Consider the following 11,540-nt stretch of genomic DNA (forward strand, 5'->3'; position numbering starts at 1 on the left):
TTTTTAAAATTGTTGTCCAATAATGAAATGGGTCTCCCATCCATTGGGTTTAGTCAGCCCTGGTAGCGCATCAAAACCATGACCGAAATCGATACCTAATAGTCCAAATGCTGGCATAAATACTCGTAATCCAACTCCTGCGGAGCGGCTTAAATCAAATGGATTGTAGCTTTTAAAATCTGGATAAGACGAACCTGCTTCTAAAAATCCTAATGCATATATAGATGCAGACGATTTTAAGGTTATAGGATAACGTAATTCCATAGAGAATTTATTGTAAACGGTAGCCCCAAGTTGCTCCCCTCTACTATTTATTGGTGTTAGGGAATTGTTAGGATAACCTCTCAATTGAATTGTTTCTCTACCATCCATCGAGAAATTAGCTAACCCGTCTCCACCTACATAAAATCTTTCAAATGGCACCACACCACGATCTTGATTATAAGCGCCTAAGAATCCAAATTCAGTTAGCGTTCGCAGTACTAATTTACCATAAATTTTTGTGTACCAATCTGCTTTGAACTTTATTTTGTAATATTCTAACCAATTAAATTTCTTTTGATCTACTAAGGCAGGGTCTGCGGCAGCATCTTCAAAGTTAAATACTTTATTTCCGGCAGCATCTATATAATCTCCTATTGCAACTGTATTTCCGTTTGCGTCCACTGTATTTGTTCTATCAACAGTATTTTTTAATTTATATTCTTCTTTGTCTCCTAATGTCGCATAATCTGTTCCGTTTATAAGAGAATAAGGCGCGGTTAGTTTTGCTGATATACTGAACTCTGAACCGTAAGTTGGGAATATAGGATTTACCCCTTTATTACTTCTTGATAATCCAATGGTATAGGCTAAGTTTCTTGATGCTCCATTCCCAAAAGTAAACAGTCCTGTGTTGTAATTGTTCAGATCATAATGTTGGTAACTTAGAGATTGTGATAATACAAAGAAATCATCTGGTACTGTTAGCCTTTTTGCCAATCCAACGGATAATGTCAAGATATTAAAACTTTTCTCCTTGTCTACTCGTTGCGTACGGAAGTCGTTTAGAAATTGTTTACTATAAGAAATCGAAGAACTAAATTGAACTGGTTTTTTTTGTCCAAACCAGGGCTCTGAAAACGAAACACTATAGGTTTGAAAAAACGTACTGGCTTGAAGTCTTAAAGACACTTTTTGACCATCACCCATAGGTAAAGGTTTATAGGCCTCCTTATTTAATAGGTTTCTTGCTGAAAAGTTATTAAAAGACAGTCCTAATGTCCCGATAAAACCGCCACCACCATAACCACCTTGAAGTTCAATCTGGCTGGATCCTTTTTCAACAAGATTGTACTCAATATCAACAGTTCCTGAGGATGCATCTACATTTTTAAATTTAGGGTCGATTGCTTCAGGATCAAAGAAACCCAGTTGGCCAATTTCACGAATGGTTCTAATTAATAAGGCTTTGCTGTATATTTCTCCTGGCTTTGTTCTTAATTCTCGATATATGACGCGGTCATTTGTTTTATCATTCCCTACCACTGTAATTTTATTGAAATAGGCGAGAGGACCTTCGTTAATTCTTATTTCGAAATCGATCGTATCGTTAACCGTTTTCACTTCCACAGCATTTATGTTTGAAAATAAATAGCCATTATCTTGATAAAGATTAGTGATGTCTTCGCCGTCTGGTTTTGACTTATCAGCAATTCTTTTTTCAAGAAGTACTCCATTATAGGTTTCTCCTTTTTTCACACCAACGACGCGACTTAGTAATTGATCCGAATAAACGGTGTTCCCCAAAAATTTAATATCTCCAAAATAATATTTATTTCCTTCCTCTACATTAATTTTTATAGACAAAGCATTTTTATCTTTTAGATAAGTAATGGAGTCAGAAATTATTCTAGCGTCTCTATATCCTTTTTCTTTATAAGAAGCGATTACTTTATCTAAATCGGTTTTGTATTTTGCTTTTATAAATTTTGATGCTTTTAATATACGAAAGAAGTTTTTTTGCTTGGTATCTTTCATCGCTTTCCGCAGCGTTTTATCTGATAATTTGTCGTTACCAATAAAGTCGATTTCATCAATTTTTATTTTTTCGCCTTTATCGATGTTTACAACCATATTTACCTGGTTCACTGAGGATGTATCTGGTACAACGTTTATGTTTACTTTCGTGTTGTAATACCCGTCTTTTTTGTATTTGCTTTCTATGTAATTTTTTGTCGTGGTGATTAAGTTTTCGTTTACGACTTTGCTTTTTGTAAGACCATTATCTTTAATTAAAGCTTCGGTTTTGTTTTTCTTGATTCCAACAAACCTTACGTTATTTAATTTCGGCAATTCTTTGATTTCTAGATCAAGATATATACTGTCTTCTTGTATTCGGTTGATATAAAATGAAATTTCGTCAAAAAGTCCAAGTTTCCCTAACTTTTTGATGGCGCTGCTGATTTCTTCTCCCGGAATTGTAATTTCCTGACCTTTTTCTAGACCAGCAAAAGTGACAACAGTTTGGTCATTGAAACTGATTTTGTTCGTAAGGACAACATCTGCAAGTATGTATTTTTTACCTTGATCGAAAGGAACTTTTTCTTGGGCTTTAACTTGTGAAAAACTTCCTAAAATTAGGAGAGTAAGGACTGCTTTTATACTTTTATTCAACACTAAAAAATTATTTAATTTGTTCACTTGTTTTTCCAAATCTACGTTCTCTTTTTTGATAACTAATGATAGCCTCATATAAATTTTCTTCTTTAAAGTCTGGCCACAATACGTCTGTAAAATACATTTCTGCATAGGCAATTTGCCATAACAAAAAATTACTTATCCTATGTTCTCCGCTTGTTCTTATTAATAAATCTACATCCGGTAAATTTTGCGTGTAAAGATGCTCATTTATAATTGAATCGTCAATACAGTCTATTGAAATTGTATTATTTTTAACTTTATTACAGATGTTTTTTACAGCATTTACTATTTCTTCTCTCGAGCCATAACTCAATGCCAATGTTAATGTCATATGAGTGTTATCCTTAGTTTTATTTATTACATCAAGTAGCTCTTTTTGTGCAGACTGAGGTAGTTTTTCTAAATTACCAATCGTGTTCAATTTGATGTTGTTTTCCAGAAGCGTTGGGAGTTCTTTTTTTAATGATTTTATCAGGATCTTCATTAAAGTATCGACTTCCAGTTTTGGTCGGTTCCAGTTCTCCGTGGAAAAGGCGTAGAGTGTTAAGTTTTCTAAACCTAATTTAGCACAAGCTTTTATTATGGTTTTCACGGATTTTGTACCGCTTTCATGTCCGAAAGCTCTGAGTAGGCCTTGCTGTTTTGCCCATCGTCCATTACCATCCATTATGATGGCTAAATGTTGGGGCAAATTATACTTATCTATATTTTCTAGTAAATTCATTTTTTTATTCTGCACAGTAACATGGTTTTTTTCCAAAGGTATAGGTTAGCGTCAACCCTGAAAAAACATACCAATCATTATTATTTATATTTCCAAATTGTAATGGTTTTAGTCTTTCACTTTTCGGATTGCTTCCGTCCAGATTATCAGTAATACTGTAACGCGTACCCACTTCTAAAGCCAATATTAAACTAGGTGTAATGTTTGATTTTATCCCTACAATCATAGGTATCGCAAATGAATTTGCACGCTCCTCTGTTCTCGTTTCTCCTGATACTACATACAATTCATCGTACCTGAAATAACTAATCCCAGAATACACATAAGGCGTAATTTTACGTTCCAGCTGATGAAGATCAAAATCAAAAAAATTGAATTCAAGGCCTAAAGATACTTCTTTTATACTATTTTCAAAACGATATCCTCTTTGACTTCTGCTGGGTTCTTTTGAATCGAGATCATTTGAGGTGATTTTTGATTGGGTATAAGAAAAACGATAAGCATGCCGTGGGCTTTTGTTCCATTTATATAATATTCCAAAAGCGGGTTCACTAGGGGTGATGTAGGTCGTGGGTCCAACATCTCCTATGTAGTTACTTCCACCCAGAAAAATTCCAACTTCATGTATCTGTGAATACAGGGTCATACTAAGGAATAAGCTTATAAATAAGGCAAAAGTTCTATTCATTTTGAGTAAAATTGCGTGCAAATATAATAATTATCGTTTCGAATCAAAACCGATTAGGTTAAATGTGCCCATTAAATAAAGAATCGGCATCATAATGGATACCAGAGAGGGATTTATTAAAGGCGAAACGAAAAAATGGGATACAATAGTATAGTTTGGCAGGAAAAAAAGTTTAATTTCTTTTGTCTTCACCCCACAATAACTTGGTGCGCAATGTTTTTAGAAATGTTTCTTCAGGGAGTTCCACCATGTTTATTTCAAAAGGGGTTTTTTTAATTGTCAGAATGGATTCGTTCCTTACGGAGGTAATTCTGGAGTCTAATGAAACGAGATAATGCTCTTCACGTCCTGAAACTTTTAATTTGATTTCAGTTTCGTCGGGGATAACCAGTGGTCTTGCATTGAGATTGTGAGGGGCAATCGGCGTGATTACTAGGCTTTTCACGTCAGGAGTTAATATGGGTCCTCCGCAGCTTAGAGAATACCCTGTTGATCCAGTAGGTGTTGAAACAATTAAGCCGTCGGCCCAATAAGAATTTAAAAACTCACCATTAAGATAGGTGTCAATCGTTATCATTGAAGTAGTGTCCTTTCGGCTCACTGAAATTTCATTCATAGCAAAATTAATGTCTTGTAGGGCTTCATTTTTAGGGCTACAAGATAAGCTCAACAATGTTCTTTTGGACAGTGTGTATTTTTTTTCAATCACAATTTGAAGAAATTCATCGATATTCTCTTTTTGCACCGTTGCTAAAAACCCTAATCTACCGGCGTTAATACCTAATATTGGAATTCCGGAATCCCTCACCATCGTTGCTGCTCTTAAAATTGTTCCGTCGCCACCAATGCTGATTAGCATGTCAAAACTTTGATCTAATTCTGTATGGGAAGAAAAGGTACTATATTCTTTTTTTATAATTTGCTTCTCATAAAGAAGCTCCAGAAAAGAAGCTTCGATAACTAACTCTACATTGTTTTTATTAAAAAAAATGAAGATATCTTTTATGATAGGTTCTGTACTATTTTGATAATATTGACCGTATATCGCTACTTTCATTTTATTATTGAGTCGTTTGTTTGTAAAATCGTTGAATTGGCGCAAAGCGTAAATCAGTACCGTGGTAAATAATTACATATTAAGGTATTTGTCTAAATAGTCTGAGCGTTCTTTTAAACTATTGATATAATTGTCTTCTGGGTGTTCTGATATTATTTCATAATTGTACCTTCTGAAAGATTGAATTATTTCATTAATGGCACCCAAACTAATTTTCATCGTCACTTCAATGCTGTTGACATTAGATTCAGAAATAAATAAACCTAAAAGTTTTCCGTTATTGCTTTCCACGATTTGCGTAATCTGACTCATGGAATAATCTAACATTCCTTTTTTTACCTTTATAATTCTTCCTTGTTCTTTTAAAAAGGGAGTTTGGTGAAAAAAGCTCATAATATCGTCTATTTCATAATAGCCAATATAGCTGTTCTTTTCGTCCAAAACAGGAATCAGGTTCGTGTGGTTTTTTGCAAAAACTTCTAATACTTCGAGCCAGATTGAATCTGCTCTTGTGAAAAAGCCCGCAAGAGTATATTTATAATCAATCACTTTTTTGTCGTTATCAAAATTTTCAATGTCCTCAGATGATATACTACCAATGTAGATACCGTCCTCGACAACTGGGAAGTGTGAAAAAGTCAAATCATCAAAAAAGTCTTTAACAGTCGCAATAGTCTCTTGGCTGTCAATGGCTTTATAATCAGTGGTTATGTAGTTTGTAATTTCCATCTTAAATAAATCCTCAATTTTTATGCAAAATAATCAAAAAAAGGCAAAAACGCCTACCTTTTACTTTGTATTTTTGTAGCAATTATATAGTTATTTCATAATCAAACCCTATTCCAATGACAAAGTTAAGTGTAAATATCAACAAAATAGCTACTTTACGTAATGCACGCGGAGGAAATGTACCCGACCTATTAAAAGTGGCCACAGACATTCAAAAATTTGGTGGCCAGGGAATCACCATACACCCACGACCAGATGAGCGCCACATTCGCTATCAGGATGCCCGTGATCTTAAAGCAATCGTATATACTGAATTCAATATAGAAGGAAACCCACAACATAATTTTATCGATTTGGTCTTAGAGTGTAAACCCGAGCAAGTAACCTTAGTCCCCGATGCTATTGGGGCCATAACCTCTTCTGCAGGTTGGGATACGGTGAAAAATCAATCCTATTTAACAGAAATGATTCAAGAGTTTCAGCGCAACGGTATTCGCACTTCTATCTTTGTAGATCCCCATCTCGATATGATAGAAGGGGCCAAGCAAACCGGGACAGACCGCATCGAACTCTATACTGAAGCTTTTGCGCATGAATATGGTTTAGGGAATAAAAGCGGAATTGATCCGTATGTAAAAGCGGCGATTTTAGCTAATCAACTGGGACTGGGAATCAATGCAGGACATGATTTAAGCTTGGATAACATCCAGTTTTTTAAAGATAACATTCCAGATTTGCTTGAAGTTTCCATCGGTCATGCCTTAATCACAGAGTCATTATACCTTGGTTTGGAAAATGTAGTCAATATGTATTTACAAAAATTAAAATAAGATAATTAGGGCGTGACCATGCTTTCACTAGCGTTACAGCATGGTCGGGCTATGCGCTATAATCTTTTATAGTATTCCGCTATCGCTCCATACTATAAAAGGATTTTCGCTGCTATCCCTCACGCGCTCTTTAAAACATACAATATGTTATATTCAAAAATAGAAGGTTCAGGAAAACCACTTTTAATTCTTCATGGATTTCTGGGGATGTCAGACAATTGGAAAACACTTGGAGTCCAGTTTGCAACTGAGGGATTCGAAGTTCATCTGTTAGATCTTCGCAATCACGGACGAAGTTTACATTCTGAGGAGTTCAGTTATGAATTAATGGCTCAAGATATATTGGAGTATTGCAAAGGCCATAATCTAACAAATGTCGATATGATAGGACATTCTATGGGAGGTAAAACGGCGATGCTTTTTGCGACCTTGCATCCAGAAATGGTAGACAAACTGATTATCGCTGATATTGGGCCTAAGTTTTATCCGCAACACCACCAATCTATACTGGGAGGGTTGAATGCAGTGGATTTTGCTAAAAAACCAAGCCGATCTGAAGTGGAAGACACACTATCAGAATACATAACAGATTTTGGTACGAGACAGTTTTTAATGAAAAGTTTGTATTGGCAAGAGCCAGGACAATTGGCTTTCCGTTTTAACCTCGCCGTTTTTAATGAAAAAATGGAGGAGATAGGAGTGGCGTTGCCGGCAACTTCCGTTTTTGAGAAACCAATGCTTTTTATCCGTGGCGGAGATTCTAATTATGTTTTAGACAGTGATTTTGAAAATATAAGAACTTATTTTCCGAAGGCAAGCACAAAAACAATTGCAGATACGGGGCACTGGCTTCATGCCGAAAACCCAGAATTGTTTCATGAACTAGCAATGTCTTTTTTCAAGGGAATTAAATAATTTAAAATAAGTAGCACTTTTAATAAAAATTTAAAATAAAAAACATGAAATTAATCATCAGAATTCTTATCACATCGGCTTTGGTTTTGCTAATAGCTAACTTTATGACAGGGGTTCGTGTGGCGGGTTTTACTACTGCTTTAATTGTAGCAATTGTTCTTGGACTACTTAATATTTTTATCAAACCCATCTTGGTTATTTTAACCCTGCCAATTACTTTTGTAACTTTAGGGTTGTTTTTATTAGTTATCAATGCCTTGATTATCATATTATGTGATAATATTGTAGGAGGATTTAGTGTAGATTCATTCTGGACTGCCTTGTTTTTCAGTGTTATATTATCCATATTGCAGTCCATTATGTATAAAATATTAGGAGAGGATAAGTAAGAACAAGAATAAAAAAGTAGTAGCAAACCGCCATTTTTAACAAATATTTAGTGACGTGCTACTATTTTTTCAGTAATTTTGTAAACTAGATTTAAAGAATATGAAAAAAATCCACATTATATTAATCGTTTTGCTTGGCCTCTTTATGATGCCAAATACAACTTTTGCGTGTGGAAATTCAGATGGTGGTTCTTGTACCATGGAAATGTCTTCTAAGACTAAGAAGAAAGATTGTTGTGAAAAGGACTCCCGTTCTAAAAGTAACAAACATAAAGGTTGCGATGGAAAATGTGGAAAGGCTTTATGCAGTACTCCAACTGTAAATACAGCAATTGCTTCTCATGCGCAATTTGAAATTGACAGTGCCAATTTTAATTTTTCATCTGAAAAACAAAAATTTTATCAATCGGTATCCTTCACTTCTGCTGGATATACTAATCTTTGGCTTATTCCTAAAATAAGCTAAAACCTATTCTTGACAGCCAATCGTGTGTCAAATTCGAAGCAAATCTTGCTTCAAAATCATTTTTTTATCGGCTATTATCAACTGTTAACAATGACATTAGGGCTATTGTAGACATTGATTTAGCAACTTCACTTTTAAATTATTTATAAAATGAACTCAATTACAAAAGGATTGATGGCAATAACTCTATTGTTATCGGCTGTAGTTTCTACTGCGCAAATTAAAAATTCTAAAACAGAAACCGTAAAAATATTTGGAAACTGTGGCATGTGCGAATCTAAAATAGAAAAAGCAGGGAATCAAAAAGACATAGCCTCTGTAGACTGGAATAAAGACAGTAAAATGGCTACGCTTATTTATGATTCGAAAATAACCAATAAAGATGAAATCCTGAAGCGCATTGCTTTAGTGGGTTATGACAGTGAGCAGTTCCATGCAGAAGAGGCTGCTTTTAATAAGCTTCCGGGCTGTTGTCAGTATGACAGAGCAGCCGATGTAAAAGAAGAAAAAGAAAATACTGTTCATAGAAGTCAGGCAGTAGAAGTACAACGCAAGAAAAAGTAAAATAATAAAACAATAAAAATAAATCAAAATGAAAAATATATCAAAATTAAGTCTCCTTGTTTTAATGGTTGCATTTGCATCTTGTAAGGATGGAAAAACAGAAGCTGGTGCTGAAACAACTACTATGGAAACAAGCGATAATCAGACAGAGGGTCAATTATACTCTTGCCCAATGCATCCTGAAGTTACAGGAAAGGAAGGTGAGGAATGTTCTAAATGCGGTATGAAACTAACTGAGCCAGTAGTGCAAGCGGAAGCTGTTTCTGGAGAAGTAAAAATAGAAAAAGTTGCAGTAACTCCTTTTTCTGCAATTGTAGATGCTAATGTAAATGATTATTTGAAAATTAAAAATGCACTTGTTAAGGATGATTCAAATGGTGCAGCTGCCGCAGCTAAAGTATTATTGGCAACTTTCAATACTGCAAACGCAACTGCAATCGATGCAAAGTTGAAAAAGGAATACGATGATATTGTAGATGATGCCAAAGAACATGCCGAACATATTGGAGATAATTCTGGAAAAATAAGTCATCAAAGAGAACATTTTGCTCTTTTGAGTAGAGACATGAATGACATGATAAAAATTTTTGGTACCAATAAAAAATTATATCAAGAGTATTGCCCAATGTATGATCAAGGTAAAAGTGGTTATTGGATAAGTGACTCGAAAGAGATCAAAAACCCATATTACGGCGCTGAAATGTTGAGTTGTGGGAGAGTGGAAAGAGAGTTTTAAATGAGATCTGTCATCAAGAAAACAGCCCTTTTAGGTATTGCCGTTTTTTTGTTGATGCAACTGTATCAGCCAGCCCGTAATATAGATTACGGGCCAGTCACACCGTTACATTTTTCTAAGACATTTTCAGCTCCTGCAAAAGTGCAAACTATTTTGCAAAATTCCTGTTTTGATTGCCATAGCCATAGTACTAATTATCCCTGGTACTCCTATGTTCAGCCGGTACGACTGTTTCTGGACAGTCATATTAGTGAAGGAAAAGAAAATTTGAATTTTAGCGAATACGGCACTTACTCCAAGCGAAAACAACGAAGCAAATTAGATCGAATGATCAAACAAATACAATCAGATGAAATGCCTTTGGATTCTTATACGATCATACATAAAAATGCCAGACTCACTAAAGAGAGTAAAGCGGTATTGCTAAATTGGATGGAAAAAAAGAGCGACAGTATTTCAGCAAATAATTAATCCTAATGGTAGAAAAATTAATATCATTCTCACTAAAAAACCGAGCGATTGTTTTGCTCGTTTCCGCCTGCTTGTTTGGTTGGGGAATTTATAGTGTGCAAGAAAACCCCATTGATGCGATTCCTGATTTATCAGAAAATCAAGTTATTGTTTTTACGGAGTGGATGGGTAGAAGTCCACAGGTAATAGAAGATCAGGTAACCTACCCTTTAGTTTCTAATTTACAGGGAGTTCCTAAAGTCAAAAACATCCGAGCTTCTTCCATGTTTGGGATGAGTTTTATTTACGTCATTTTTGAAGATAATGTAGATCCTTATTGGGCAAGAACTCGAGTGCTGGAACGATTAAATTATGCACAACGATTGTTGCCGCAGAACGTAGTTCCCACTTTGGGCCCTGATGGTACAGGAGTAGGGCATATATTTTGGTACCATTTAGAGACGAATGGAATGGATTTAGGCGAGCAAAGAGCACTGCAAGATTGGTATGTGAAATTTGCTTTACAAACGGTTCCTGGTGTGGCTGAGGTAGCGTCCTTTGGAGGCTTTGAAAAACAATATCAATTGGTTTTAGATCCTTTGAAAATGCAGTACTACAATGTTAGTATGATGGAAGTGATGAAAGCCGTAAAGACTAGTAATAATGATGTTGGTGGGCGCAAATTTGAAATGAGCAACATGGCCTATATTGTTCGAGGGCTTGGCTATATAAAAAACATCAAAGATGTTGAAGAAATTGCCATAAAGAATTATAATTCGGTTCCCGTAAGAGTTAAAGATATCGGTTCAGTTCAAATGGGCGGAGATTTACGTCTGGGTATTTTTGACGCAAACGGAGAAGGTGAAGTAGTCGGTGGGATTGTTGTGATGCGTTACGGTGAAAATGCGGATAAGGTCATAGACGCGGTGAAACTGAAAATGAAAGAAGTCGAAAAAGGATTGCCTGAAGGAGTAACTTTTAAAACGTCTTATGATAGAAGCGAGCTAATTAAAAAAGCAATTGAATCCGTTAAAGGAACTTTAATCGAAGAAATGATTGCAGTCTCCATAATAATTCTACTTTTTCTTTTCCATTGGAGAAGTGCCTTGATTATTTTAATACAGTTGCCAATATCTGTTGCTATAGGGTTTATTTTGCTAGAGGCTTTTGGGATTTCCTCTAATATTATGTCGCTTACCGGAATTGCCTTAGCGATTGGTGTCGTGGTTGACGATGGAATAGTCATGGTCGAAAATGCCTATAGAACCATCTCTGAGAAACAAGAAGAAATGGATAACAATCAATAATCA

Annotated in this window: 12 protein-coding genes and 1 pseudogene; 8 read left to right on the forward strand and 5 right to left on the reverse strand. The window is 35.2% G+C overall.

Going from position 1 to position 11,540, the window contains the following annotated elements:
* Window positions 1-3 precede the first annotated feature (3 nt).
* The 5 genes from bamA to A3SG_RS0100670 form a co-directional block, all read right to left on the reverse strand.
* The gene (gene bamA, locus A3SG_RS0100650) at window positions 4-2,733 is read right to left on the reverse strand and encodes an outer membrane protein assembly factor BamA (protein ID WP_016988074.1); all 2,730 of its coding nucleotides are present in this window, start codon (window positions 2,731-2,733) and stop codon (window positions 4-6) included.
* On the reverse strand, window positions 2,666-3,406 hold the full coding sequence (locus A3SG_RS0100655) for an isoprenyl transferase (protein WP_029596526.1): 741 nt from the start codon (window positions 3,404-3,406) through the stop codon (window positions 2,666-2,668). Before A3SG_RS0100655 ends, bamA begins: the two co-directional genes overlap by 68 nt.
* A gap of 4 nt (window positions 3,407-3,410) precedes the next feature.
* Window positions 3,411-4,094, reverse strand: coding sequence for a DUF6089 family protein (locus tag A3SG_RS0100660; RefSeq protein ID WP_016988076.1), 684 nt, complete (start codon window positions 4,092-4,094; stop codon window positions 3,411-3,413).
* Window positions 4,095-4,266: 172 nt separating this feature from the next.
* On the reverse strand, window positions 4,267-5,151 hold the full coding sequence (locus tag A3SG_RS0100665) for an NAD kinase (protein ID WP_016988077.1): 885 nt from the start codon (window positions 5,149-5,151) through the stop codon (window positions 4,267-4,269).
* Window positions 5,152-5,223: 72 nt separating this feature from the next.
* Window positions 5,224-5,880: a CBS domain-containing protein gene (locus A3SG_RS0100670; protein WP_016988078.1), complete on the reverse strand. Its 657-nt coding sequence runs from the start codon at window positions 5,878-5,880 to the stop codon at window positions 5,224-5,226.
* A 116-nt stretch (window positions 5,881-5,996) separates the two neighbouring features.
* Between A3SG_RS0100670 and A3SG_RS0100675 the strand changes: the two genes are divergently transcribed.
* From A3SG_RS0100675 to A3SG_RS22640, 8 genes and pseudogenes are all read left to right on the forward strand, one after another.
* Window positions 5,997-6,710, forward strand: coding sequence for a pyridoxine 5'-phosphate synthase (locus tag A3SG_RS0100675; RefSeq protein ID WP_016988079.1), 714 nt, complete (start codon window positions 5,997-5,999; stop codon window positions 6,708-6,710).
* 144 nt (window positions 6,711-6,854) lie between these two features.
* The gene (locus tag A3SG_RS0100680; protein ID WP_016988080.1) at window positions 6,855-7,625 is read left to right on the forward strand and encodes an alpha/beta fold hydrolase; all 771 of its coding nucleotides are present in this window, start codon (window positions 6,855-6,857) and stop codon (window positions 7,623-7,625) included.
* A 44-nt stretch (window positions 7,626-7,669) separates the two neighbouring features.
* Complete coding sequence (locus tag A3SG_RS0100685) at window positions 7,670-8,014, forward strand: phage holin family protein (RefSeq protein ID WP_016988081.1); 345 nt, start codon at window positions 7,670-7,672, stop codon at window positions 8,012-8,014.
* 100 nt (window positions 8,015-8,114) lie between these two features.
* Window positions 8,115-8,480, forward strand: a complete 366-nt coding sequence (locus A3SG_RS0100690) for a hypothetical protein (RefSeq protein ID WP_016988082.1) — start codon at window positions 8,115-8,117, stop codon at window positions 8,478-8,480.
* 150 nt (window positions 8,481-8,630) lie between these two features.
* Window positions 8,631-8,996, forward strand: a pseudogene (locus A3SG_RS0100695) (heavy-metal-associated domain-containing protein); the annotation flags it as partial.
* Window positions 8,997-9,072: 76 nt separating this feature from the next.
* Window positions 9,073-9,780 (forward strand): DUF3347 domain-containing protein, encoded by a 708-nt coding sequence (locus A3SG_RS0100700; protein WP_029596527.1) that lies wholly within the window; start codon window positions 9,073-9,075, stop codon window positions 9,778-9,780.
* Window positions 9,781-10,251 carry a heme-binding domain-containing protein gene (locus A3SG_RS0100705; RefSeq protein WP_016988085.1) on the forward strand — a complete coding sequence of 157 codons (471 nt, stop codon included), beginning with the start codon at window positions 9,781-9,783 and terminating at the stop codon, window positions 10,249-10,251.
* A 5-nt stretch (window positions 10,252-10,256) separates the two neighbouring features.
* A complete protein-coding gene (locus A3SG_RS22640; protein ID WP_016988086.1) occupies window positions 10,257-11,537 on the forward strand; it encodes an efflux RND transporter permease subunit in 1,281 nt (426 codons plus the stop codon).
* The last annotated feature ends 3 nt before the right edge of the window (window positions 11,538-11,540 follow it).

Source organism: Flavobacterium sp. ACAM 123, from assembly GCF_000264055.1.
Taxonomy (GTDB): Bacteria; Bacteroidota; Bacteroidia; order Flavobacteriales; family Flavobacteriaceae; genus Flavobacterium.

Bases quoted from the DNA above. Each gene is read 5' to 3' on its own strand.
- A3SG_RS0100700 (WP_029596527.1), top strand. From the start codon at position 9,073: ATGAAAAATATATCAAAATTAAGTCTCCTTGTTTTAATGGTTGCATTT.
- A3SG_RS0100660 (WP_016988076.1), bottom strand. From the start codon at position 4,094: ATGAATAGAACTTTTGCCTTATTTATAAGCTTATTCCTTAGTATGACC.
- A3SG_RS0100705 (WP_016988085.1), top strand. From the start codon at position 9,781: ATGAGATCTGTCATCAAGAAAACAGCCCTTTTAGGTATTGCCGTTTTT.
- A3SG_RS0100685 (WP_016988081.1), top strand. From the start codon at position 7,670: ATGAAATTAATCATCAGAATTCTTATCACATCGGCTTTGGTTTTGCTA.
- A3SG_RS0100665 (WP_016988077.1), bottom strand. From the start codon at position 5,151: ATGAAAGTAGCGATATACGGTCAATATTATCAAAATAGTACAGAACCT.
- A3SG_RS0100690 (WP_016988082.1), top strand. From the start codon at position 8,115: ATGAAAAAAATCCACATTATATTAATCGTTTTGCTTGGCCTCTTTATG.
- bamA (WP_016988074.1), bottom strand. From the start codon at position 2,733: ATGAGGCTATCATTAGTTATCAAAAAAGAGAACGTAGATTTGGAAAAA.
- A3SG_RS0100675 (WP_016988079.1), top strand. From the start codon at position 5,997: ATGACAAAGTTAAGTGTAAATATCAACAAAATAGCTACTTTACGTAAT.
- A3SG_RS22640 (WP_016988086.1), top strand. From the start codon at position 10,257: ATGGTAGAAAAATTAATATCATTCTCACTAAAAAACCGAGCGATTGTT.
- A3SG_RS0100680 (WP_016988080.1), top strand. From the start codon at position 6,855: ATGTTATATTCAAAAATAGAAGGTTCAGGAAAACCACTTTTAATTCTT.
- A3SG_RS0100670 (WP_016988078.1), bottom strand. From the start codon at position 5,880: ATGGAAATTACAAACTACATAACCACTGATTATAAAGCCATTGACAGC.
- A3SG_RS0100655 (WP_029596526.1), bottom strand. From the start codon at position 3,406: ATGAATTTACTAGAAAATATAGATAAGTATAATTTGCCCCAACATTTA.